This window comes from Streptomyces gottesmaniae, assembly GCF_031845845.1.
In the GTDB taxonomy this organism is placed as follows: Bacteria; Actinomycetota; Actinomycetes; order Streptomycetales; family Streptomycetaceae; genus Streptomyces; species Streptomyces akebiae.
Window position 1 is genome coordinate 21,195 of record NZ_JAVRFJ010000020.1, and the last position, 23,138, is coordinate 44,332.

The following is a 23,138-nucleotide window of genomic DNA, read 5'->3' on the forward strand; positions in this document are numbered from 1 at the left end:
CTCGCGATGCAGCTCGTCTCGCAGATAGAAACCGCCTTCCGCGGATCCTCGCGTTCAGCGGAGTCGATGTCCGGGGCACAGAACTATTGTCAAGAGTTACGGATGGGGTTGTCAGCATCGGTGATGCTGTCGTCGGGCTGGCTGATGTGACGTGTGCTACCGGTACGGTGCGCGGCATGACCGGCGTATGCGACGTGGCCCAGGCTCTGACGAGCTCGTGCACTGTAGGCGGTGAGACGTCGAGCTTGTGATCGTCGATCATGGTTGTGTGGTGAGGAACGCGTCTCGTGCAGCGATCATCAGCGACCGGAGGATCACGGGCCTGTCGGCCAACGTGACCGCTGAACTCGTCGCAGAGCTGGGCCCGTTGTGGCACGAACGGCACCAGGCCAAGCTTGCGTGCCGGCCGCGGAAGCGCGCTGTGGGGGCGGGTGCGAAGCACCGATGCGTGTTCGTCGATCGGCTCCTGGCCACGCTCGTGCACCTCCGGCATGCCACCACCCACGACGTGCTCGCCTGCTGGTTCGGCGTTGACCGCTCCACGGTCACCCGGGCCATCGGAGCGGTGCGGCCCCTGCTCGCCGAGCGAGGCGGCACGGTCAGCCCCGGAGTGCGACTGCGGGCCCTGGCCGAGGTCGTCGACCACCTCGGCTCAAGCGGGACGACCGGCATCATCGACGGCACCGAGATCCGCGTTCGTCGGCCCGCCGCCGGACGCAAGGACCGGGACACGTTCATCTCCGGCAAGAACAAGCAGAATGCCGTCAAGTCCATGGTCGTCACCGACGGCCAAGGCCGCGTGCTGTGGTGCAGCCAGGCCCGTCCCGCAAGCTGCGCAGACATCACCCACGCGCGCCAGTTAGGGCTGGTCAGGCTCCTGGCCGACGGGCCCGCGGTCGAGATCCTCGCCGATGCCGGCTACCAGGGACTGGGCGCACAGACCGGTGGCCGGGTGGTCACACCACCACACCGCAAGTTCAAGAAGAACGCCCCGGACTGGTACGAGGAGATACACGAACGACAGCGCAAAGCCCACTCCTCACGCCGCATCCGGGTCGAACACGGCATCGCCCTCCTGAAAAACTGGCGGGCCCTGGCCCGACACCTCGGTCGCCGAGAGCACATCAGCGACACCGTCCAGGCCGTCGCCAGCCTGCTGTCCCACCAGCAGATCGCAGACCTGGACCCGACACCGCAGACGTGAACACAGGCCACAACGAAGTCCTCGACGCCTCACCGCCTACAGTGCACGTGCTCGTTAGGCGGCGGAATCACCGCCCGCACCCCGCCCATGCAACTCTGGGGACCAGTGGTAGTGCAAGCAAGTGGCCAGCCGAAAGGGAGACTCGGCGATCCGGCTTGAGCACACGGAGACGGTGCTGGAGCAGACGCTGCACCACTGCACCGAGCGCACCGCCTTGGGCCGCCCGGTCGCGGACTCCCAGCACAGTCGCTTCCTCCTGGCCGTGCTGACCAACATAGGCCGACGTCACCCGCGTCTACCTCGACCAGGCCATCAGGGCGCTCGACGACGGCACACTCACGGCCGTCGACGCCGCCAAGGCCAAGTGGTGCCAGCGTCCTCTCCCCGTCTGGGACGACCTCGCACTCCTCGCGCACGCTTGACGTTGCACACCACGCCCCGTGGTGTGGGCGTCTCGGACGGACCGCTGTCGGCTGGTGACTGCCCGCCGATGCGCCGAGCTCGGGTGGACGGCGTGGCTGAGGCTGGACCTATGCCTCGACTGCGGGTCCCGATGGCCGGTAGACGCCTGGTGGAAGCAGAAGCGCCGGGTCACCACCCATGCTCCGTACGAGGCTCCCGACGGTCGTGAGGACGTGCGAGCCGACAGCCTCGACAGCGGCGACCTCGTCCCCGGATTCGACGGCCTCCAGTACCTCGACGTGACTGTGCGCGATGCCGAAGGAATCGCCGACTTCGGCGTCGTGCAACGCGATGGCGAGCTGAAGACGCGCGGCGAGGGAGTCGAACATTTCAAGGATCACGAGATTGCCGGAGAGTTCGCACAGCGCGCGATGGAAGTTCAGACCTTCGGCAGTGACGGCCCGCTCATCGCCGCTCACAGCGAGCCCTTCCAATTTCTCCACGAGCTCCCTGAGGGGGGCGGTGGACACACCACTGCGGATCACGAGCCGCGCCGCGAGCGATTCGAAGGCCATGCGGGCGTTGTACATGTCGATGATGTCGTCGGGGGTGATCTGGCGGACGTACACCCCTTTCTGCGGGCGCTCTTCCAAAAGCCCCTCTTCGACCAGGCGGCGGATGGCCTCGCGCAGCGGGGCCCGGCTCATTCCGAGTTGCCGGGACAGCTCCACTTCGAGCAACCGTTGCCCCATGGGCACGAGCCCCTGCAGGATGGTGCGCCGTATCTCTTCGTACGCGTGATCGGCGAGGCGGGGGCGCTCCGCCGGTACCAGGAGGGGCTTGGCATCCGACTCGCTGCCCTCCGGCACACCTCCGTTTCGAGTCCTGGCCAACTTCACCCTCCCGTTGTGTATTGCACCGAGCGTATGCAACGCCATCCCACGCCGGTAGCCGACTGTGGTGCCCGCGCATACTCTCACTTGCCGTACGGGACAGCATAGCCGGATGTCGACATTCGACTGTCTGGACCCGGGTGCTGTGGACCACCTGACACTTCGTGGCTGCCGGCGAGCATGTGCTTGCGGCGCCCTCTAGCGCACGAGCCTGGTCAGTTCGACCGTGGGCGAACTCGTACGGGGTCGCTGTGAACGGGACCTCTCACGCGTTCGCCTCGGCCGCCCTGGGAACGGATTCCTCGCCCGGAGCTGTCTCCGGTTCCGGCTCGGCGTCGGAGGGAGAGCCCGCCAGCAGCGCACCCGCGTCCAGCGGCCAGTGCACGGCGACGGAGTCGCCCGGCCGTACGTCCTCGCTGCCGGCCGCGGGCTCCCGCACGCTCATGCGGCCGTGACCCGGAACATCGACGTCGATCCGCCGTGCGGAGCCCAGATAGACGACGTCGCACACCGTTCCCGACAGCCGGTTGTGCGACTCCGGTGCATCGGTGGCGGAGGCCGTCACGCGACAGCGTTCCGGCCGTACGAGAACACAGCCGGTCGCGCCGACCACGCGGGCGGCGCCGGTCGCGGACGCGATGAGGGGGACGCGGATTCGCGCGTCACCGACCGCGACGGTCGTGGTGCCGCCGACGGCGTGCGCGGGGCCGGTGAAGATGTTGGAGTCCCCGAGGAAGTCGGCCACGAACCGGGTGGCGGGTCGCTCGTAGAGCTCTTCCGCCGTGGCCGCCTGCTCGATGCGTCCGTCGTTGAAGACCGCGATCCGGTCGGAGAGGGTCAGCGCCTCCTCCTGGTCGTGGGTGACGAAGACGACCGTGACGCCGAGTTCCCGGTGGATGCGGCGGATCTCGGTCTGCAGCGCCTCGCGCAGCTTCTTGTCCAGGGCGCCCAGCGGTTCGTCCATGAGCAGGATCCGCGGGTTGAACACCACCGCGCGGGCCAGGGCGACGCGTTGCTGCTGCCCACCTGACAGGGCCTTGGGATACCGGTCTGCGAACTTCTCCAGGTGGACCAGCGCGAGCGCCTCGCGGACCCGGGCCTCGGCTTCCGGCTTGGGCACACGGCGCTGTCGCAGCGGAAAGGCGATGTTCTGAGCCGCTGTCATGTGCGGGAAGAGAGCGTAGCTCTGGAACACCATGCCGATGTTCCTGCGGTGCGTGGGCAGATCGCTGATGGGTTTGCCGTCGGCGAGGATCTCACCGCCGGTAGGCTGTTCGAATCCCGCGATCATGTTGAGCGTTGTCGTCTTGCCGGAACCGCTGGGTCCGAGCAGGGTGACGAACTCGCCCGGCTTGATACACAGGTCCACCGACTTCACGACGTCCTGTGCGCCGAACCGCTTGCGCAGACGGCGCAGTTCGAGTGAGGCGCCGGCTTCGGCCGGATGCTCAGGCTTCATCGGTCTTGCTCCTCCCGGCTCGGACGGTGAGCGCCACGAGGAACAGCACTGCCGTCAGAGCGGTTGTCAGGGTCGAGGCGGCGGCGATGGTCGGGTCGGACTCCTTGGCGACGCTGGTGTACATCTGCACCGGCAGGGTCCGCAGGGTGGGGGAGACCAAAAAGATGGACACGATGGTCTCGTTGAACGATCCGAGGAAGGACAACACGGCTCCGGTGAGCACTCCCGGGGCGATGATCCGCAGGGTCACCTGGAAGAACGTCGCCAACGGGCTGGCGCCGCAGATGGCCGCCGCCTGTTCGAGCCGGCGGTCGAACGTCTGCAGCGAGGCGGTGACCGAGATGAAGACGAAAGGCATCGACAGCACCGTATGGGCCAGGATGAAGCCCATCGGGGTACCGGTGAGCCGCCACCGCAGAAACAGTGAGTACATGCCGATGCCCGCGATCAGCACCGGCACCACGGTCGGCAGGAGAAGCACTGTCTGGAGCACGGGACCGACCCGGGACCGCATGCGATTCAGCCCGAGAGCGGCGGCTGTGCCGAGCAGCGTGGCGACCACCATGACGACGAGCGCGATCTGCACGGAGTTGACAAGGGACTGGTACCAGCTCGGGTCCTCGAAGAAGTTGCGATACCACCGCAAGGACCAGGTGGACGGCGGGAACCTGAAGCTTTCGTTGTCGGTGAAACTCATGATCGCGACGATCAAGATGGGCGCCGTCAGCCAGACCACTACCGCGACGCCCCATGCCGCCAGCGGCATCCGGCTCATGCTGAATCGTGCCATGGTCCCTATTCCTCGGAGTGGTTGTCGCTCACGCCGGCGGCGGTCGCGGCTGTCGGGCGGACGAAGCGCCAGCCGAACAGCAGGAAGACTCCGGTCACGAAGATCATCACCGCGGCCATGGCCCCGCCGCGGCCCCAGGCCAGCAGGTTGTTCACCTCGGTGACCAGGTACTGGGAAAGCAGCATCTGCTGGGGAGAACCGAGCAGCGACGGCGTGATGTAGAAGCCCAGGGACAGTACGAAGACCATCAGGCTGCCCGACAGCACCCCCGGCATCGACATCGGCACATAGACACGGAGGAAGGCGATGGCGGGCCTGGCCCCCAGTGCCTGGGCGGCGAGTACCAGGCGCCGGTCGATGCCCTGCATGGTGGAGTACAGGGGCAGGATCATGAACGGCACCATCGCCTGCGCCATGCCGATTCCGGCGCCCGTCACGGTGCCCAGGAGGCCGGGGTGTCCGAGCCCCAGCCAGCCGGCGAGGCTGTCGATCGGTCCGTTGTCCTGGAGGAGGATGACCCAGGCGAAGGTCTGGGCCACCGCCGAGGACCAGAACTGAACCAGGACCACTCCGAGCAGTACGGCTCGCCAACGACGGCCGACCACCGTCATCAGGTAGGCGAAGGGATAAGCGACGACGAGGCAGACCGCGGTGACGCCGACGCCGGTCACCACGGTGCGCACAAGGATGGTGATGTTCACCGCGTCCCCGAAGAACCAGGCGTAGTTGTCGAAGCCACCTGATTCCGGAGGGACGAAGTCGGTGAAGCTCCGGCGCAGCGCCTCGGCCACCGGATAGATGAAGAACGCCAGCGAGACGGCGAGCGCCGGCACGGCCAACGCGCCCCAGCCGAGGCGGCGTCGGCGGGCCGGAGCCTGTGCCGACGCCGCCGGAGGCGTGGTCCCGCTTCTCGGCATGGTGGGGGAGCCCGTTGAGGTCATGGCCTCATCCCGTCTGCCACTTGGTCCAGGCCTGCAATGCGTCGTCGTTGTTGTTGGCCCACCAGTTCATGTCGATGACATGGGTCTGCGGCAGAGCCTTCGCCGAGGTCGGCAGGAATTCCTCGGTCAGTGCGTCGACCTTGGGGGAGGTGTTCACCGTCGTGGGCGCGTAGGGGATGGACTCGGTGAGGGCCGCCTGAGCCTCAGGAGTGGCGATGTAGCTGAGGAGTTTCTCCGCCGCACCCTTGTTGGGAGCGCCCTTGGGAATCACGAGAGCGTCCGTGGTCCGGAAGGCGGTGCTCCACACCGGTGCGTAGTCCGCGCCGTCCTTGACCGCTGCGTGCGCCCGGCCGTTGTAGACCAGAGCCATGGAGACCGAGCCGGAGTTGAGCTGCTCGGTGGACTGGGTCGGCTGGGCGTACCAGGAGATGCTGCCGCGTATGCTGTCGAGCTTCTTCAGCGCCCGGTCCACATCGAGGGGGTACAGCTGGTCCGCGGCCACGCCGTCGGCGAGGAGCGCCTGTTCGAGCAGGCCCGGCGCCGCGGTGTTGTAGACGCCGCGCTTGCCCGGGTACTTCTTGAGGTCGAAGAAGTCCGCCATGCTCGTGGGCGGGTTGTCCGCGAACTTTTTCTTGTCGTAGACCATGACGATGGACTGCTGGACGACCGGTACTCCGCACTCCCCGATGTCGAGCTTCGGGTCGATCTTCGAGGTGTCGACGGTCTTGGTGTCGATCTTCTGGAACAGGGTCCCGCATTCCTTGATCGCGACGTTCGCGTCGACGTCCATGACGTCCCAGGAGACGTTCCCGGCCTGCACCATGGCCTTGAGCTTGGAGTAGTCGGTGGGTCCGTCCTGTACGACCTCGGCGCCGGTCTTCTTGGTGAACGGGTCGGTCCACGCCTTCTGCTGTGCGTCCTGGAAGGCCCCGCCCCAGGACACGAACGTCACTGATCCGCTTCCCGATCCGCCGGCGGTGGTCCCGCCTCCGCATGCGGCCAGGACGAGACCGAGACCCGTCGCCGTACAGATCGAATAGAGCACTCTTCGCCGCATAACCGCTCCTTGCGTTAGCCGGGCTCTCTCGTGCAGCCTTGGTGCCCGACAGAATCTCTGTCGACATTCGACAGGTCAACCCCCTGAATGGACATTTAACACAGGATCTCGCGGCGTTACGGAAATGTTTCCGACCGTCTGCGCGTGTGGCCCACGTGTCAACACCCTTGCGCGCCCGGAGGCGGCGGGGGAGTATGTGTCGACATTCGACACTCTCTCTGGTTGGGTCACGTTCCACCACCCCTGCGACAGAGAGGAAGGGTGCGGTCATGGTTCCCGAAGTCATGCGCGCCATGGTGCTGACCGGTCACGGAGGCATCGACAAGCTGGTGTATCGCGAGGACTATCCGGTGCCGTCCCTGGCGTCGGGGCAGGTGCTTATCAGCGTCAAGGCATCCAGCGTGAACAACACGGACATCAACACTCGAACCGGATGGTACTCCCCTGGGGTGACCGGTGCGCTGACCCCCGAGATCGGCCTGCGCGGGCTGCAGCAGGAAGACGCCGACATGACCTGGGACCGGAACCCGCTCGGCTTCCCCCGGGTGCAGGGCGCGGCCATCGCCGGCGAGATCGTCGCCGTGGGGGAGGGCGTCCCGGCGGATCGCACAGGAGAGCGAGTGATCGTCGACCCTGTGATCCGGGACGCGCGCCTGCCGCGCTGGGCTCGCGGTGTGGTCTTCGTGGGCAGCGAGTGCGACGGCGGCTACGCCGAGTACGCGGCGGTCGCGGCCGAGAACGCCTTCCCCGTCCGTACCGAACTGAGTGACGCCGAACTCGCCTGCTTCCCGTGTGCCTACTCCACGGCGGAGGAGATGCTGCAGCGCACCCAGGTGCACGAGGGGGAGACGGTCCTGGTCACCGGTGCGTCGGGAGGAGTCGGCTCTGCCAACGTCCAGCTGGCCCGCCTGCGCGGAGCCCGGGTGGTGGCCGTCGCCGGCGCGTCGAAGGAGGCCGCGGTCCGGGAGCTGGGAGCCGACTTCTTCATTCCCCGGGAAGAGGGCGACCTCGCCGGCGCGGTGCACCGGCTCGTCGGTGAGCGGTCGGTGGACGTCGTGGCCGACGTGACCGGCGGACCGGCCCTCACCGACATGCTCCGGGTGCTGCGGCGCGGCGGCCGGTACGTCACCGGCGGCGCGATCGCGGGACCTGTGCCACCTATCGACCTGCGCGATCTCATCTACAAGGACCTCACCATGATCGGCGTCGCCAACCCCGAGCGCGACTCCTTCGTCGAGCTGGTCCGCCACATCGAGTCAGGCGAGCTGCGTCCGGTCGTGGACAAGGTCTTCCCGCTTCGTGAACTGCCGCGCGCGCACGAGTACTTCGTCCGGAAGGCTCACGTCGGCAAGGTAGTCATCGCGGTGTCCGAATGACCGGCACGCCTGCTCTCCGGCTCACCGTCACCCGCATGCGGTACGAGGCCGACGGAGTGCTGTCGCTCACCCTCGCCGATCCGGCGGGGACACCGCTGCCCGAGTGGACACCGGGCGCGCACCTCGACCTGCGGCTGCCCTCCGGGCTGACCCGCCAGTACTCGCTGTGCGGCGACCCCGCGAACCGACATGAATACCGCGTCGCCGTCCTTCTGGCCGAGGACTCCCGAGGAGGCTCGCGCGAGATCCACGCAACGGTACAAACGGGCGACTCGCTGGATGTCGCCGGCCCCCGCAACCACTTCCGGCTGGTCGACGCTCCGGCGTACCTGTTCATCGCCGGCGGGATAGGCATCACGCCCCTCCTGCCGATGATGCGGCAGGCGGCCGCGGCAGGGACCCCCTGGTCCCTGCTGTACGGAGGACGCACGCGCCCCTCCATGGCCTTCCTCGACGAGATCGGCGACCTGAGCGGGGGCAAGGTGTCGCTCGCCCCCCAGGACGAAGCGGGCCTGCCCGACATCGGGGCACAGCTGCGCGATGCCCCTCCGGAGGCGGCCGTGTACTGCTGCGGACCCGAGGGCCTGCTGCGGGCCGTCCGCTCCCTGTGCGCGGAGCGGCCGGACCAGCCCACCGTGCACTTCGAGCGCTTCGCCGCGGCCGACCCCGCCCCGGCCGCGGCCACCCAAGAGACGTCCGCGGCTTTCGAGGTGGAACTGCGGCGCAGTGGCATCCGGGTGACCGTTGCGCCCGATACGACCGTGCTCGACGCCGTGCGTGAGGTACTGCCCACCGCCCCGTTCTCCTGCGGCGAAGGCGTCTGCGGCACCTGCGAGACCACGGTCCTGGACGGTGTCCCGGACCACCGCGACGAACTCCTCACACCGGAGGAACACGAGTCGGGCACCACGATGCTCATCTGCGTCAGCCGCTGCCGCGGCCCCCGACTCGTCCTCGACCTCTGACACCACTTCCCACTTCGCCACCGGCCCGTCCCCATCGGGTCGGCCCGAAGTCAGGTCATCAACAGGAGGAAGAATGGCTTTCACGGATCTCCAGGCCAAGGCGCGACGTCACCTCTGGCCGCACTACACGGAGATGTCACGGGTCGAGGACGGCAGTCTGCCTGTCATCGTCCGAGGCGACGGCTGCACCGTCGAGGATGCGCACGGGCGCCGTTTCCTGGACGGGCTGGCCGGACTGTTCTGCGTGCAGATCGGCTACTCCCACGGCGCCGAGATCGGCCGGGCGGCAGCAGCCCAGCTGGAAGAGCTCCCCTACTACCCGAACTGGAGCTATGCCCATCCACGCGCCATCGAACTGGCCGCCGAGGTCGCCGATCTCGCCCCAGAGGGACTGGAGCGCGTCTTCTTCGTGTCCGGAGGCGCCGACGCGGTGGAGACAGCGTGGAAGCTGGCCTGCCAGTACCACCAGGAGCGCGGCGAGCGGCGCTGGAAGGTCGTGTCGCGGCACATGGCCTGGCACGGCACCTCGTTGGGCGCGCTGTCGATCAACGGTGTGCCCGGCGCACGACTGCCGTTCGAACCACTGGTGCCGGGTGCGGTCAGGACGCGCAACACCGCACGGTTCCGCCGCCCGGCCGAGGAGACCGACGCGCAGTTCTGCGCCTTCCTGCTGGACGACCTGGAGCAGGCCATCCTGCGTGAGGGGCCGTCCAGCATAGCCATGGTGATCATGGAGCCGGTACAGAACGTGGGCGGGGCGTTGACCGCTCCGGCCGGCTACTTCGAGGGCGTACGGGCGATCTGCGACCGGTACGGCATCCTTCTGTGCGCCGACGAGGTCATCACGGGATTCGGCCGCATGGGGGAGTGGTTCGCCTCCACCCGGTACGGCATCCGCCCGGATCTGATCACCTGCGCGAAGGGCCTGTCGTCCGGCTACGCGCCGATCGGAGCGGTCATCGCCTCCGAGGAGATGGCAGCCCCATTCCTGGAGCGGGGCTCGATGTTCCTGCATGGCCTGACCTTCGGCGCCCACCCGGTGAGCGCGGCCATCGCGCTGAAGAACCTGGAGATCATGCGGCGGGAACGGATCGTCGAGCACGTCGCCGAGAACCAGGGAGCGTTCGAGGCGACCCTGCGGCAGTTGCTGTCCCTGCCCATCGTCGGAGACATCCGGGGCGGCGGATTCTTCTACACGATCGAACTGGTCAGTGACCCGGACACCCGGGAGACCTTCGACGCCGAACAGTCGCGCCGGATCCTCCACGACTTCGTCTCGCCGCGGATCTTCGACAGCGGACTCATCTGCCGCACGGACGACCGGGCCAGCCCGCTGCTGCAGCTCTCGCCTCCGTTGATCGCCGGGCAGGCGGAGTTCGACAGGATCACGGCGATCCTGGGCGACGCCCTGACGGAGGCGGGGAAGCTGTTGCCGTGACGGTTGTCCGCGGCAGGAGCGGGACCGCCGAGGACACCGTCCGGTCTTTCTCGGATGGGATCGACCAGCCCTATCCGCGTCTGAACGCCCTGGTCGAGGTCCGTCCTGAGGAGGCGCTGGAACAGGCTCGGCAGGCCGACAGAGCGGTGGCAGCCGGCGAGGCTCGGCCCGCTGCATGGCGTGGCGGTCTCCGTGAGATCAATACCGATCAGCGCAGCCGGCGGCGCGCACGGCGCACCCTCGACCCCTGGGATTCCTCGCGCATGCCGGGCGGGTCCTCCGGCGGCCGGCCGCCTGTTGCGCAGTGGTGGGGCTGCGGCCCACTGCGGGGCTGGTCCCTGAGTGGTCGGGGGTGCCGCGAATGAAGTTCCCGCTCGGTCTTCAGTACATGGCCATGGAGGGTCCGCTCGGCCGGACCGTCTCCGACGTGCGGCTCGCGCCGGAGGCGATGAGCACACCGGAGCTTCGGAGCCCGGCGGACATGCCGGCGCTGCCTTCCCGCAGCGTTGCGGCACCCGGACGTGTCGCGGTGCTGCGCGGCATCGGGTCCGACCCAACGCTCCTTCCGCAGAGCGGCCGTTGGGCGACGCGGTGGCAAAGCTGATCGCTGGGTACGACCTCGAGGAGATCGATGAGCTGCCCCTGGTCGCGGAGGCGTCCCCGCTCTGGCAGCTGCTGCTCTTCGAGAACCTGAGGGCGACGATGCTGCCCGACGTGCAGGCGGTCGGGGACGACGAAATCCGGACCGCCGTGCGGCACCACTCCTCCGCGGTGGCGGGGGAGTGGACCGAGCAAGAAGAGGAACAGTCGTCGGCCAGTTCCAGGAGTTCCTGAGCGGCGGACGGACTCTGCTCACGCCCGTCACGGCCGAGCCTTCGTTCGAGCAGGGCTCGGACCTGGAAGCGTTCGAGGCGACGCCGAACTGATGCGGGCCGTATGGCCATTGACCGCCGTGCCGGTGCTCGCTTTCCCCGCGATCAGTGTTCCCGCGCTGATCGCCGACGGACTGCCGACGAGGGTGGCATTCTGGCGGTGGCCCCGGAAGAGAGGCGTCTTCCGGGGCCGCACGACTGTCAGGTACCGACGGTCAGTAGAGGAGGCGGCGTCCGGGTCACCCACTGAGCGGCCTGCTCATAGGCGTGTCCCAGTTGAAGCACCGCCAGGTCGGCCTGGTGGCGGCCGATCAACTGCACGCCCATGGGCAGTCCCTGCCCGTTGAAGCCGACCGGCATCCCCAGGACCGGTAGCCCGGTCAGTGACCAGCAGGCCACGGTCTCCATCCAACGGTGATAGGTGTCCATGGACCGGCCGTCGATCTCGGTCGGCCAGTGCAGGCTCTTGTCGAACGGGAAGACCTGAGCGGACGGCGCCAGGACGAAGTCGTAGGTCCCGAAGAGGTCCTGTACGGCCGCATACAGGGCGGTGCGTTCGGCAGCCGCCGTGGAGACGTCCAGCCCGCTCAGCCGAAGCCCGTTCTCGATCTCCCACACGGCTTCGGGCTTGAGCCTGGCCCGGTGCACAGGATCCTGGTAAAAGGCATGCCCGGACGCCGCGTTGCTCCACCAGCGCCAGGTCAGGAAGGTCTTCCAGATCCTCTCCGGCGCAAACGCGGGAAGCGCGCTCTCAACGGTGCAACCCAGGGACTCGAAGACGTCGAAGGAGGACTCGCAGAGCGCCATCAGGCCGGGTTCCGTGGCCAGATAGCCGTTCCAGTCCCCCACCCAGGCGATGCGAGTCCCCCGGAAGTCGCCGTCGAGCCCGCGGGCGAAGACGCCGGGGTCGTCGGCGAGGGACAGCGGTGAGCCGGGGTCGGCGCCGGCCATCACGGACAGCAGAGCGGCCAGGTCCTCAGTGGTGCGCGCCATCGGCCCCACGACCGAGGGTGAGACCACGAAACCGGGTTCGGGCACGCGCCCCGCGCTGGGCCGCAGGCCGAAGACGTTGTTGAAGGCGGCAGGATTACGCAGCGAGCCCATGTAGTCGCTGCCGTCCGCCACGGGCACCATCCGCAGAGCCACCGCCGCCGCCGCGCCACCGCTGCTTCCACCGGCTGTCAGGTCCGGTGCGTATGCGTTCCCGGTGGCCCCCCAGAGCGCGTTGTAGGTCTGCGAACCGAGCCCGAACTCGGGTGCGTTGGTCTTGCCGATGACGATCGCGCCGGCGGCTCGCAGCCGTGTCACGAACACGTCGTCCTCGGCCGCCACGCGGTCTTCGAACAGTGGTGAACACATGGTGAAGGGCAGTCCGGCGGCGGCTGCGAGGTCCTTCACCGCGTGCGGGAATCCGTGCATCCAGCCGAGGTACTCACCCCGGCTCAGCTGGTCGTCCCGTTCACGGGCCAGGGCGATCGACACTTCTGGGTCCTGCATGCCCACGATCGCGTTCACCTGCGGGTTCACGAGTTCGATGTGGCTGAGGTATGCCTGCATGACCTCGACGCAGGAGACGGTGCGCTGTCGGACGGCCCGGGAGAGGGCGTGGGCGTCGAGGGCGACTATGTCGTGCACCAAGTGCCTTTCTGTCGGCTTCCGGGAGCGTCCTCTCAGCCCCCGAGAATCACCAGCTTGGGATCGAGTAGCGCCCGAACCGCGTAGGGCACGCCTTCGCGGCCTTCTCCGGAGTCCTTCACGCCCCCGTAGGGCATGTGGTCGGTGCGGAACGAGGGCGCGAGGTTGACCAGCACCGCGCCCGCCTCAGCCTGGCGTACGTACTTCAGCGCCGTGGCCGTGGAGGCCGTGAAGACGGCGGTGTTGAGGCCGAAGCGGGAGGCGTTGACCTCGCGTACGGCGGCGTCCAGGTCGGGCACCGTGTTCACCGATACGACCGGCCCGAAGACCTCCTCGCACATCACCGACGCGTCGGAGGGCACGTCCGCCAGCACGGTGGGCCGCAGGACACCGTCCGTGACATCGCCGCCGGCCCGCAGCGACGCCCCGCTGCTCAGGGCCGCCTCCACCCAGGAGCGCACTCGCTGCGTGGCCTCCGCGCTGATGAGCGGTCCGACGACGGTGCTCTCGTCCTTCGGGTCGCCCGACACCAGGGACTCGGCGGCCTTGGCCAGCCGCTCCAGGAACGGCTCTGCCGCGCCCGGGGTGACGTAGACCCGTTGCAGGGAGATGCAGGCCTGGCCGGAGTAGGTGAAGGCCGCGGTGACGGCGGCCTGCACCGCCGCGTCGAGATCGGCGTCGTCGGCGACCACCATCGCGGTGTTGGAGCCCAGCTCCAGGACGTGGCGCTTGGCGGGGGAGCGCTGTTTGAGGGACCAGCCCACCGAGGCCGAGCCGGTGAAGGTGAGCACGGACACCCGCGGATCGTCCGTCCATGTGCCCACCACGGTGCCGGGGTCGCCGGTGACGAGGTTCAGCATGCCCGCGGGCAGACCGGCTTCGTCGAAACACTCCACCAGCAGACCGGCGGTGAGCGGAGTCCGCTCCGACGGTTTCAGCAGCACCGGGCACCCGGCGGCGACAGCCGGGCCGACCTTGTGGGCGACCAGGTTCAGCGGAAAGTTGAACGGGGTGATCGCGGCCACCGGGCCGACCGGCCGGGGCACGGTGAAGGCGAGCAGACCCTCGCCCGCCGCGACCGCGTCCATGGGGATCGCCTCGCCCGCGAGCCGGCGGGCCTCCTCCGCGGACAGCCGCAGCGTGTCCACCGCCCGGCCCACCTCGCCTCGGGCCGCGCTGATGGGCTTGCCCGCCTCGGCCCGGATGGTCTGTGCGAACAGCTCGGCCCGCTCCTCCACGAGGTCGGCCGTACGGCGCAGCATCCGGGCCCGTTCATGGGCGGCCGGGCAGTCGGCGGCGACGGCGGCGTCCACCGCGGCGGCGGCCTGGTGCGCTTCCGCGGAGGCCACTCTCCCGACGACCGTGCCGTCCCAGGGGTCGGTGACCGTGAAGGTCGTGTCCGGGTGCTGCCAGGCACCGCCGATGTACAACCCCTGTGTTCTCATGATCCGGTGCTCCTGTCCGCTGTGGTGCTGGCCGTGGCGGTGATCGTGGTGACGACCGCGGAGACGAAGTCGCCGGTCGTGGCGTTCCCGCCGAGGTCGGGGGTGAGTACTCCCGCCGCCAGAGCCGCGTCGACGGCGTCCAGCAGGGCCTGCGCGGCCGTCTCCTCGCCGAGATGGCGCAGCATCAGCGCCGCCGACCAGATCTGCCCCACGGGGTTGGCGATGCCCTTGCCCGCGATGTCAGGGGCGGAACCGTGCACGGGTTCGAACAGCGACGGATGCTTCCGCTCGGGGTTGAGGTTGGCGCTCGCGGCGAGTCCTATGGAACCGGTGAGGGCGGAGGCCAGGTCGGAAAGGATGTCGCCGAACAGGTTGGACGCCACGATCACGTCGAACCGCTCGGGACGCAGTACCAGTTCGGCGGCGAGAGCGTCGATGAGAACCTTGCGCAGTGCCACCCCGGGCGACGCGGCGACGGTCTCGGCGACCACCTCGTCCCAGAACGGCATGGTGTGGATGATCCCGTTGGACTTGGTCGCCGAGGTCAGCCCGCCGCGCCGCTCGCTCGCGAGCCGGGCCGCGTAGCCGGCCACCCGTGCCACTCCCGCCCGGGTGAAGACGGCCTCCTGGATCGCCATCTCCTCGGGCCGCCCGCGGTGGAACCGGCCGCCGATCTCCGAGTACTCGCCCTCGACGTTCTCACGCACGATCACCAGATCGATGTCGTTCGCATCGCGCAGCGGGCCGCGGACGCCAGGCATCGAACGCACCGGCCGCAGATTGACGTACTGGTCGAACTGGCGCCGGATGGGGATCAGCAGCCCCCACAGGGTGACGTCGTCGGGGATGTCCGGTGTTCCGACGGCGCCCAGCAGGATCGCGTCGTGCCGGGAGAGCAGGTCCAGCCCGTCGACCGCCATCATCCTTCCGTGGCGCCGGTAGTGGTCCGAGCCCCACGGGTACTCCGTCCAGCGCACGGTGAAGCCGTGCACCGCCGCGACGGCGTCCACCGCGGCGACGGCGGCGGGGACCACCTCGGAGCCGATGCCGTCGCCGGGGATGACGGCCACCGAATGACGTCTGGCGGTGTGTCGCTCGCCGGTCATGAGAGGGTCACCATGACGTGCTTGAGGTCGGCGTAGTGGTCCAGAGCGGCCAGCGACAGGTCCTTGCCGTGCCCGGACTGACCGAAGCCGCCGTGCGGCATCTCGGCCACGACGCTCTGATGCCCGTTGACCCACACGCATCCGAAATGAAGGGCCTTGGACAGGCGCAGTGCGCGGCCCACGTCGCGGGTCCAGATCGAGGCCGCGAGACCGTAGGGGGTGTCGTGCGCGCAGCGGATCGCCTCGGTCTCGTCGGTGAACCTCTGCACGGTGACCACCGGTCCGAAGATCTCCCGCTGCACGAGTTCGTCGTCCTGGGCCACTCCGGCGATCACGGCGGGTTCCAGGAAGTAGCCCGCCTGTTGTGGCCGGTTGCCGCCCGTGACCAGTTCGGCGTGGGCCGGACGCCGGTCGAGGAAGCCCTCGACCCGGTCGCGCTGGCGCGGGTTGTTCAGGGGGCCCAGGTCGATGTCACGGCTCATGGTGTCGCCGGTGCGCAGCGCCTTCGCCCGCTCGGCGAGACCGCTGACGACCGCCTCGTACACCCGGTCGGCGGCCAGGACACGGGTGGCGGCGGTGCAGTCCTGTCCGGCGTTGTAGAACGCGGCGGAGGCGATCCCGTTCAGGGCGGTTTCCAGGTCGGCGTCCTCGAAGACCAGGACAGGGGCCTTGCCGCCGAGTTCGAGGTGCGTGCGCTTCAGGGACTCCGCGGCCACCTGGGCGACCCTGCGGCCGGACTCCACCGAACCGGTCAGCGAGACCATGTCCACCCCGGGGTGGCGGACGATGGCCTCGCCGGTCTCCCCGGCGCCGAGGACGACGTTGAGCACACCGGGCGGCAGCACGCCGTCCGCCAGTTCGGCGAGGCGCAGGGCGGTCAGCGGTGTGGTCTCGGACGGCTTGAGCACGACCGTGTTGCCGGTGGCCAGGGCCGGTGCCGCCTTCCAGATGGCCATCATCAGCGGGTAGTTCCACGGTGCGATGCCGCCGACCACACCGACCGGCTCCCGGCGCAGCAGCGAGGTCCGGCCGGGCGCGTACTCGCCCGCGGCGGCGTTCTGCAGGGAGCGGGCCGCACCGGCGAAGAACCGCAGATGGTCGAGGTTCAGCCGCATCTCGTGCTCCGACGCGGCGATCGGCTTGCCTGCGTTGCGGGCCTCGAGCTCGGCCAGATCGCCCAGGTGCTCTTCCAGCCGGTCCGCGAGTTTGAGCAGGGCGTGGGCGCGTTCGCCGGGTGTGCTCGCACCCCACCCTGATTCGAGGGCGCGCCGTGCGGCGGTGACGGCGCGGTCCACGTCCTCGGTGGTGCCGTGGGGAGCGGTTGCCATGAGGTCGCCGGTGGCGGGATCGATGATGTCGTAGCCGGTCTCGGTCTCGCCGTCGGCGAACCGGCCGTCGATGAAGTGCCGCAGGACGGGAGGTGGTTCGGGGGTCGGCATGAGTGCTGTTCTCCGGTGGGAAGGCGGTGATGGGTCCGGATGCCGGACGGGCGGGGAGCTGAGGCGTGTTCGAAGCGCTGTCCCAGGAAGACCTGTCCGGATGGGTCGGGGCGGGGTGGGGTGGCCGGAGCGGATCGCGTGCCCGGCCGTCGCCGACACGGAATCGCCGAACCGGCGAGTCAGTCGCACGGGCGAGTCAGTCGAACATGACGACCGAACGCGCCCTTTCGCGGCGGCGCAGGGCGTCCAGTGCCTGGTCCACCTCGCCGAGTCCGATGCGGTGGCTGATCAGTTCGCCGACGGGGAGGAGCCCGGCGAGGTAGAGGCGGGCGAGGCGGGGGAAGTCGACCGCGGGGACGCTGGCCCCGTAGGTGCAGCCGACCACTCGCTGTCCTGACATGCTCAGTGCCAGCGGGTCCAGCGCGAACTTCGTCCCGGACGGCGGCATCCCGACGAGGACCGCGGTACCGCCCACGCCGAGCACGGCCGTGCTCAGACTCATGGTGGCCGGATGCCCGGCGCACTCGAAGGCGTGGTCGACCCCGTCGTCCACGATGTCCCGCACGGCGGCGACCACGGCCGCCGGGTCGTCGCCACCGAGCACGGTGTGGGTGGCGCCGAGTTCCTCGGCCAGCGCGAGCTTCTCGGGGGAGAGATCGATCGCGATCACCGGATGGGCGCCGGCCGCACGGGCGCCCATCACGGCGGACAGTCCCACGCCGCCGCAGCCGATGACGGCCACCGCATCACCGGGGCGTACCTGGGCGCTGTTGAAGACCGCGCCGACACCGGTGGCGACACCGCAGCCCAGGAGGCTCGCCACATCCCAGGGGATCTCCTTGGGAAGGGGGATCACGGCCGACTCGGCGACCACCGCCCGTTCGGAGAAGGTGCCCAGTCCGATGTGCTGCAGCACGGGCTCGCCGTCCATGGCCAGACGCGCGGTCCCGTCGGGCAGGAGGTTGTCCTCGCAACGGTTGTTCCGACACGCCCAGGCCTTTCCCGCCACGCAGTGCCGGCAACGGCGGCACGGCGCCGCCCAGGCGAGCACCACGTGGTCACCGGGTACGACGTCCCGCACCCCCTCGCCGACCCGCTCGACTACACCTGCCCCCTCGTGGCCCAGCACGATGGGTGTGGGCGTGCCCCAGTCGCCGTCCCGGGAGTGTAGGTCGGAGTGGCAGACCCCGCTGGCCCGCAGCCGCACCTGAACCTCGCCCGGACGAGGGGCGCCCAGGGTCAGCGTCCGGTCCGCAAGCGGCTGATCCGGCGCGAGGTAGACAAGAGCACGTGTCGTCGCCGTCATCACAGCTGCCCCATGGCCTGCTGGTACAGGTGGCGGAACTGCTGGCTGGAGTACTCGTACACCGTGTTGTACGGTCCCGGCTGGTAGTGCCGGGAGCCGATCCCCCGCTGGGTCTTCTCGCACAGTCCGCTGTCCTGGCCGCGGGCGATGCGGTGCAGTTCGAAGATCCCCTCGGCGTCGTAGTCCTCGTTCTCGACCGCGTCGGCGTGCACCATCAGCACCAGTCGCACCTCGGTGCGCGTGGTGGACAGGGGCTTGAACGTCTGGATGTGGGCGTGGTCGGCGGCGGCGGTCAGCTCGAAGATGCTGGAATGCCAGTTCAGGAAGCGCATGCCCTCCGGAGGGCTGTCCGGATCGCCGAGCAGCCGCTTGGAGCGGAACTGACCGTCCATGGTGAGGGTGTGCATGCCTTCCAGCAGAGGGAACTTGCGGTCGAAGCGGTAGTCGGCGACGAGCGAGTGGGACTCCGAGGCCCCGGTGCGGGTGACGCTCATGACCCGGCCGAGTTCCGGGTGGTTGATCGCGCAGTGGTAGCACTCACCTCCGTTCTCCCACACGATCTTCCAGTTCGCCTCGATCACGGTGCGGTACTCCACCGCGACCTTCGCCCGCTCCAGCTGGTGCTCACCGAAGTCGGCGTCGGGGAGCCGTTCGGCGACGGACGGCGGGCGCTCGTCGGCGAGGGACACGAAGACCAGCCCGTTCCAGGTGTCCACCCAGGCGTGCTTGAGCCCATGGGGCGTCTTGTCGAAGTCCGGCTGCATCCTGGGCGCCGAGCGCAGCTCACCGTCGTAGTCGAAGGTCCAGCCGTGGTAGGTGCAGGTGATCGCCCGCCCGCAGCTGCCGGAGGTCTCCTCCAACAGCTGGGCGCCGCGGTGGGTGCAGAAGTTGTACAGCGCGCGCAGCTCGCCCGAGCGGGTGCGCACCACGATCACGCTCTCGCCCGCGAGGTCATGGCGGACGAAGTCGCCGGGCTTCGCCAGCTGACTCGTGTGAGCGACGTACATCCAGTTCTTGCGGAAGATCCGCTCCATCTCCTCCTCGAGGATGTCCGGCGAGACGAAGTCCTCGCGACGGAATCCGCTGGTCGGCATTTCGATGGTCGGGCTGTCCTGGACGGTCATGACTGTTCCTTTCCCGCCGCTGGGCGGGCGGCGGAGGATCGTGGCGTGGTGGTCAGTTCTGGGCCAGCCGGATCAGGGACGCGGCGAGGACCCTGGTACCGGCCGCGAGGTCCGAGAGGGCGGTGTGTTCGGCGGGGTTGTGGCTGAGTCCGTCGACGCTGGGCACGAAGATCATGCCGGTGGGGCAGTGCCGGGCCAGGTGGAGGGAGTCGTGGAAGGCGCCCGAGTCGATCTCCATGGCGGACAGTTTCAGATCCCGTGCTGCCTCACGGACGGTGTCACGGATCCGGCCGTCGAACCCGGTCGGCGGCATCGCCATGGTGCGTTCCAGACGGGCCCGGCCGGCGTGGGCGGCGGTCAGTTCGCGCAGCCGCTCCTCCACGGCGTCGAGCACCGCCTCCTCGGGATGCCGCACGTCCACGGTCATCCGTACCTGCTCGGGGACGACGTTGACGGAACCGGGACCGACCGTCAGCCGGCCGATGGTCATCCGCAGCCGTTCGTCACCGGCGTCGAACGCCGCGTAGACGCCCGTCGCGATCTCGGTCGCGGCACGCAGGGCGTCCTGGCGGTTGGCACGGGGGGTGCTGCCGGCGTGTGCCGCGATTCCGTCGACGGTGATCTCGTACCAGCGGGTCCCCTGGATGCCGCGTACGACACCGATGGTCACCCCGGCGTCGGCCATCACGGGGCCCTGTTCGATGTGGGTCTCCACGAAGGCGTGGACAGGGGTCCCGAGGGGACGGAGGGGAACATCGGCGAAGAGCGGGTCGGCCTCGGCCAGCTCCTCGCCGACGGTGCGTCCCGTCGTGTCCGCGGTGGCCAGGAAACCGTCGAGGAGCGACGGTTCGGTGAAGGCGGACGCCCCCATGGAACCGGGGGCGAAGCGGCAGCCCTCCTCGTTGGTCCACACTGCGACCTCGATGGGGCGCCGGTGCGCCACGCCGCTGTCGGCGAGGGCGGCCAGCACCTCCAGGCCCGCGCACACTCCGTAGGCTCCGTCGAGCCGGCCGCCGGTGGGCTGGCTGTCGGCGTGGCTTCCGGTGACGACCGGGGCCGCGTCGGCGTCCTGTCCGGGCCTGCGGAAGAACAGGTTGCCGATGGAGTCGCGGTAGGCCTGCGCACCGTAGGAGCGCGCGAGGTCGACCAGAAATCTGCGGGACTTGAAGTCCTCGGGCGTGAGGGCCTGGCGGTCGACCCCTCCGTCGGGGCGCGCGCCGAAGGCGGCGAGGTCGCCGACCAGGGTGCCCAGCCGGGCCTCGTCGACGGCACCCGTGATGTTCGCGATGTCAGACACGGCGTTCATGCCCCTCCCAGTAAGGGTCACGCAGTTGGCGTTTGAGGACCTTGCCGTAGGCGCTCTTCGGCAGTTCGCCGAGGAACTCCACGGAGCGGGGTTTCTTGTACGAGGACATGTGCTCCCGGCAGAAGGCGATGACGTCCTCGGCGGTGAGTTCGGCCCCCGCGCGGGGGACCACCAGGGCTTTGACCGACTCGCCCCAGTCGGGGTCGGGGACCCCGATCACCGCGACCTCGGCGACACCGGGGTGCAGGCAGATCACCTCTTCGATCTCACGCGGGTAGAGGTTCGCCCCGCCGCTGATGATCAGGTCCTTCATCCGGTCGGTGATGTAGAGGTAGCCCTCATCGTCGAGGTGGCCCACGTCCCCGGTGTGCAGCCAGCCGCCGCGCAGGGTCTCGGCGGTGGCCTCCGGCCGGTTCCAGTAGCCCGGCATGACCAGGTCGCCGCGCACGACGATCTCGCCCTTCTCGCCGGGCGGCAGCGGCCTGTCGTCCTCGTCGACGACCCGGACCCGTACGGCGGCGCATTCACGGCCGACGGAGGCCAGCCGCCGCTCCCGTGCCGGGTCGCCGCCGGTGACATGCTCGGCCTTGGGGAGCACCGAAACCGTCATGGGGGCCTCACCCTGCCCGTAGATCTGGGCGAAGACGGGGCCGAACGCGTCCATCGCGGCGTGCAGCTGGTCGGTGTACATCGGCCCGCCGCCGTAGACGACCGTCTTGAGGCTGGACAGGTCGTAGGCCGTGCGCCGATCGCTGAGCGTCAGCCTGTTGATCATGGTGGGGGCCAGGAAGACCGTGGTGACCCGATACCGCTGTACGGCCTCGAAGAAGGCCGCCGGCTCGAAGCTGCGGGTCAGCGGGAAGGCCTGTGCGGCGCCGACCGTGAGGTGCGGCAGCATGCAGCTCGCGGTGCCGTGCGAGATGGGCGCGGCGTGCAGGACGACGTCGGTGGGCGCCGCGTCGGGCACCAGGTCCAACAGCATGTGCTGGGCCATGGTCAGCAGGTTGCGATGGGTCTCCATGGCGCCCTTGGGCGCCCCGGTGGTTCCGGAGGTGTAAAAGAGCCAGGCCAGGTCGTCGGGTGCCGGATCGGTGTCCGGTGCCTCGGCGCTGCCGGTGGTGGCCAGTTTCTCGTAGTCGTCGGCGCCGCCGTCGCCGTCCACGACGATCCAGTGCGCCACGTCCGTCGTCGCGGCACGGATGTCGGCCGCCGTGTCGGCGAACTCGGCGGCGTGGACGACGATCCGGGCGCCGGAGTCCCGGACTATGTAGGCGTGTTCGTCCGCCGTCAGCCGGGTGTTGAGGGGCACCGCGGTCATACCGGCGGCCATGACGGCGAGGAACGCCTCCAGGCCCTCGAAGCGGTTGGGCATCAGCAGGGCGACCCGGTCACCGGGGGCTCCGCGTTCGCCCAGGGCCCGGGCCACCCGGTTGAGGCGTTGCTCGCCTTCCGCGTAGGTGAGGGACCGGTCAGCCGTGAGCCACAGAGGCCGGGAAGGGTGACGCAGTGCGCCGCGGCGCAGGAGATGGGGCACGTTCATCCGTTGACCCCCGTCGAGACCTCCGGCTCGCCGGAGGGGAAGCGCGGCTCTCGCTTCTCGCGGATGGCGGTGAGACCCTCCTCGACGTCGTGCCGCTCGACGAAGTTGAACATCTCCATCACCACCGAGAGCTCGAAGGCCGGTGCGGCCGACTTGTACCAGTGGTTGAGCGCCCGCTTCGTCCAGCGGAGTGATGGTTGACTGCCCGCGGCCAGCCGGTCGGCCACCTGCAGGGCGCGATCGAGGACTTCGGCGTGCGGAACGCACTTGCTCACCAGGCCGATCCGCTCCGCCTCGGTGCCGTCGATGAAGTCACTGGTCAGCAGGTAGTACTTGGCCTTGGCCATGCCGCACAGCAGCGGCCACAGCATCACGGCGTGATCGCCGGAGGCCACTCCCAGACGGGTGTGGCCGTCGGTGAACCGGGCGGTGTCGGCCATGATGCTGATGTCCGCGGTGAGCGCCACCGCCAGGCCCGCCCCCACCGCCACGCCGTTGATCGCCGACACCACCGGCTTGTCGAGGTCGAGCAGGTTGTAGACGATGCTCCGCGCCTCCTCGCCCGTGCGCAGGACGCCCGTGATGTCGTCGAGGTTGTTGGTGACCATGGTCAGGTCGCCGCCCGCGCTGAACGCCTTGCCCGCTCCGGTGATCACGACGGCCTTGGTCGCGTCGTCCTTCGCCACCGTCCGCCAGATCTCTGCGAGTTCGAGGTGCAGGCGGGCGTTGGTGGCGTTGTAGACCTCGGGACGGTTGATGGTGATGAGCAGCACGCCGTTCGGCCGGTGCTCGAACAGCAGATGCCTGTAGTCCTGGTAATCCACAAGGTTCTCCCGGAAA

The 23,138-nt window shown here is 69.1% G+C and carries 20 protein-coding genes; 6 read left to right on the forward strand and 14 right to left on the reverse strand.

The window, feature by feature from the left end:
- Nucleotides 1-448 precede the first annotated feature (448 nt).
- A complete protein-coding gene (locus RM704_RS22755) occupies nucleotides 449-1,204 on the forward strand; it encodes a transposase family protein (protein WP_107072396.1) in 756 nt (251 codons plus the stop codon).
- Nucleotides 1,205-1,734: 530 nt separating this feature from the next.
- Here the strand turns inward: RM704_RS22755 and RM704_RS22760 are convergent.
- From RM704_RS22760 to RM704_RS22780, 5 genes are all read right to left on the reverse strand, one after another.
- Entirely contained in the window at nucleotides 1,735-2,475 is a 741-nt protein-coding gene (locus RM704_RS22760; RefSeq protein WP_033530220.1) for a GntR family transcriptional regulator, read from the reverse strand.
- A gap of 289 nt (nucleotides 2,476-2,764) precedes the next feature.
- Entirely contained in the window at nucleotides 2,765-3,958 is a 1,194-nt protein-coding gene (locus RM704_RS22765; RefSeq protein WP_033530221.1) for an ABC transporter ATP-binding protein, read from the reverse strand.
- Nucleotides 3,948-4,748: an ABC transporter permease gene (locus tag RM704_RS22770; protein WP_033530222.1), complete on the reverse strand. Its 801-nt coding sequence runs from the start codon at nucleotides 4,746-4,748 to the stop codon at nucleotides 3,948-3,950. The genes RM704_RS22765 and RM704_RS22770 overlap by 11 nt, the downstream gene beginning before the upstream one ends.
- 5 nt (nucleotides 4,749-4,753) lie before the next feature.
- Entirely contained in the window at nucleotides 4,754-5,689 is a 936-nt protein-coding gene (locus tag RM704_RS22775) for an ABC transporter permease (protein ID WP_078937314.1), read from the reverse strand.
- A 4-nt stretch (nucleotides 5,690-5,693) separates the two neighbouring features.
- Complete coding sequence (locus RM704_RS22780; protein WP_078937315.1) at nucleotides 5,694-6,746, reverse strand: ABC transporter substrate-binding protein; 1,053 nt, start codon at nucleotides 6,744-6,746, stop codon at nucleotides 5,694-5,696.
- Nucleotides 6,747-7,015: 269 nt separating this feature from the next.
- On the opposite strand from RM704_RS22780, the gene RM704_RS22785 reads away from it, so the two are divergent.
- The 5 genes from RM704_RS22785 to RM704_RS22805 all read left to right on the forward strand — a co-directional run bounded on the left by RM704_RS22785 (nucleotide 7,016) and on the right by RM704_RS22805 (nucleotide 11,359).
- Nucleotides 7,016-8,122: an alcohol dehydrogenase family protein gene (locus tag RM704_RS22785; protein WP_033530224.1), complete on the forward strand. Its 1,107-nt coding sequence runs from the start codon at nucleotides 7,016-7,018 to the stop codon at nucleotides 8,120-8,122.
- Nucleotides 8,119-9,087 carry a PDR/VanB family oxidoreductase gene (locus RM704_RS22790; RefSeq protein WP_033530225.1) on the forward strand — a complete coding sequence of 323 codons (969 nt, stop codon included), beginning with the start codon at nucleotides 8,119-8,121 and terminating at the stop codon, nucleotides 9,085-9,087. Before RM704_RS22785 ends, RM704_RS22790 begins: the two co-directional genes overlap by 4 nt.
- A 73-nt stretch (nucleotides 9,088-9,160) precedes the next feature.
- Nucleotides 9,161-10,525, forward strand: a complete 1,365-nt coding sequence (locus RM704_RS22795) for an aspartate aminotransferase family protein (RefSeq protein ID WP_033530226.1) — start codon at nucleotides 9,161-9,163, stop codon at nucleotides 10,523-10,525.
- 247 nt (nucleotides 10,526-10,772) lie between these two features.
- Nucleotides 10,773-11,129, forward strand: a complete 357-nt coding sequence (locus RM704_RS22800) for an amidase family protein (protein ID WP_078937316.1) — start codon at nucleotides 10,773-10,775, stop codon at nucleotides 11,127-11,129.
- Entirely contained in the window at nucleotides 11,117-11,359 is a 243-nt protein-coding gene (locus RM704_RS22805) for a hypothetical protein (RefSeq protein ID WP_078937317.1), read from the forward strand. The genes RM704_RS22800 and RM704_RS22805 overlap by 13 nt, the downstream gene beginning before the upstream one ends.
- Before the next feature lie 239 nt (nucleotides 11,360-11,598).
- On the opposite strand, the gene RM704_RS22810 is transcribed toward RM704_RS22805, so the two are convergent.
- The 9 genes from RM704_RS22810 to RM704_RS22850 all read right to left on the reverse strand — a co-directional run bounded on the left by RM704_RS22810 (nucleotide 11,599) and on the right by RM704_RS22850 (nucleotide 23,122).
- A complete protein-coding gene (locus RM704_RS22810) occupies nucleotides 11,599-13,032 on the reverse strand; it encodes an amidase (protein ID WP_311591149.1) in 1,434 nt (477 codons plus the stop codon).
- A 35-nt stretch (nucleotides 13,033-13,067) separates the two neighbouring features.
- Nucleotides 13,068-14,477, reverse strand: a complete 1,410-nt coding sequence (locus RM704_RS22815) for an aldehyde dehydrogenase family protein (RefSeq protein WP_033530229.1) — start codon at nucleotides 14,475-14,477, stop codon at nucleotides 13,068-13,070.
- Nucleotides 14,474-15,583: a tartrate dehydrogenase gene (locus tag RM704_RS22820; RefSeq protein ID WP_033530230.1), complete on the reverse strand. Its 1,110-nt coding sequence runs from the start codon at nucleotides 15,581-15,583 to the stop codon at nucleotides 14,474-14,476. The genes RM704_RS22815 and RM704_RS22820 overlap by 4 nt, the downstream gene beginning before the upstream one ends.
- Nucleotides 15,580-17,022 (reverse strand): aminobutyraldehyde dehydrogenase, encoded by a 1,443-nt coding sequence (locus tag RM704_RS22825; protein WP_033530231.1) that lies wholly within the window; start codon nucleotides 17,020-17,022, stop codon nucleotides 15,580-15,582. Before RM704_RS22825 ends, RM704_RS22820 begins: the two co-directional genes overlap by 4 nt.
- Nucleotides 17,023-17,218: 196 nt before the next feature.
- On the reverse strand, nucleotides 17,219-18,328 hold the full coding sequence (locus tag RM704_RS22830; RefSeq protein WP_033530232.1) for a zinc-binding dehydrogenase: 1,110 nt from the start codon (nucleotides 18,326-18,328) through the stop codon (nucleotides 17,219-17,221).
- Nucleotides 18,328-19,452, reverse strand: a complete 1,125-nt coding sequence (locus RM704_RS22835; RefSeq protein ID WP_033530233.1) for an aromatic ring-hydroxylating oxygenase subunit alpha — start codon at nucleotides 19,450-19,452, stop codon at nucleotides 18,328-18,330. Before RM704_RS22835 ends, RM704_RS22830 begins: the two co-directional genes overlap by 1 nt.
- A gap of 52 nt (nucleotides 19,453-19,504) precedes the next feature.
- Nucleotides 19,505-20,758 (reverse strand): M20 family metallo-hydrolase, encoded by a 1,254-nt coding sequence (locus tag RM704_RS22840; protein WP_052146310.1) that lies wholly within the window; start codon nucleotides 20,756-20,758, stop codon nucleotides 19,505-19,507.
- Nucleotides 20,742-22,298, reverse strand: a complete 1,557-nt coding sequence (locus RM704_RS22845) for a class I adenylate-forming enzyme family protein (protein WP_033530234.1) — start codon at nucleotides 22,296-22,298, stop codon at nucleotides 20,742-20,744. Before RM704_RS22845 ends, RM704_RS22840 begins: the two co-directional genes overlap by 17 nt.
- A complete protein-coding gene (locus RM704_RS22850) occupies nucleotides 22,295-23,122 on the reverse strand; it encodes an enoyl-CoA hydratase/isomerase family protein (protein WP_033530235.1) in 828 nt (275 codons plus the stop codon). The genes RM704_RS22845 and RM704_RS22850 overlap by 4 nt, the downstream gene beginning before the upstream one ends.
- Nucleotides 23,123-23,138 lie beyond the last annotated feature (16 nt).

Bases quoted from the DNA above. Each gene is read 5' to 3' on its own strand.
- RM704_RS22820 (WP_033530230.1), bottom strand. From the start codon at position 15,583: ATGACCGGCGAGCGACACACCGCCAGACGTCATTCGGTGGCCGTCATC.
- RM704_RS22830 (WP_033530232.1), bottom strand. From the start codon at position 18,328: ATGACGGCGACGACACGTGCTCTTGTCTACCTCGCGCCGGATCAGCCG.
- RM704_RS22785 (WP_033530224.1), top strand. From the start codon at position 7,016: ATGGTTCCCGAAGTCATGCGCGCCATGGTGCTGACCGGTCACGGAGGC.
- RM704_RS22815 (WP_033530229.1), bottom strand. From the start codon at position 14,477: ATGAGAACACAGGGGTTGTACATCGGCGGTGCCTGGCAGCACCCGGAC.
- RM704_RS22795 (WP_033530226.1), top strand. From the start codon at position 9,161: ATGGCTTTCACGGATCTCCAGGCCAAGGCGCGACGTCACCTCTGGCCG.
- RM704_RS22840 (WP_052146310.1), bottom strand. From the start codon at position 20,758: ATGAACGCCGTGTCTGACATCGCGAACATCACGGGTGCCGTCGACGAG.
- RM704_RS22780 (WP_078937315.1), bottom strand. From the start codon at position 6,746: ATGCGGCGAAGAGTGCTCTATTCGATCTGTACGGCGACGGGTCTCGGT.
- RM704_RS22770 (WP_033530222.1), bottom strand. From the start codon at position 4,748: ATGGCACGATTCAGCATGAGCCGGATGCCGCTGGCGGCATGGGGCGTC.
- RM704_RS22845 (WP_033530234.1), bottom strand. From the start codon at position 22,298: ATGAACGTGCCCCATCTCCTGCGCCGCGGCGCACTGCGTCACCCTTCC.
- RM704_RS22825 (WP_033530231.1), bottom strand. From the start codon at position 17,022: ATGCCGACCCCCGAACCACCTCCCGTCCTGCGGCACTTCATCGACGGC.
- RM704_RS22790 (WP_033530225.1), top strand. From the start codon at position 8,119: ATGACCGGCACGCCTGCTCTCCGGCTCACCGTCACCCGCATGCGGTAC.
- RM704_RS22775 (WP_078937314.1), bottom strand. From the start codon at position 5,689: ATGACCTCAACGGGCTCCCCCACCATGCCGAGAAGCGGGACCACGCCT.
- RM704_RS22765 (WP_033530221.1), bottom strand. From the start codon at position 3,958: ATGAAGCCTGAGCATCCGGCCGAAGCCGGCGCCTCACTCGAACTGCGC.
- RM704_RS22835 (WP_033530233.1), bottom strand. From the start codon at position 19,452: ATGACCGTCCAGGACAGCCCGACCATCGAAATGCCGACCAGCGGATTC.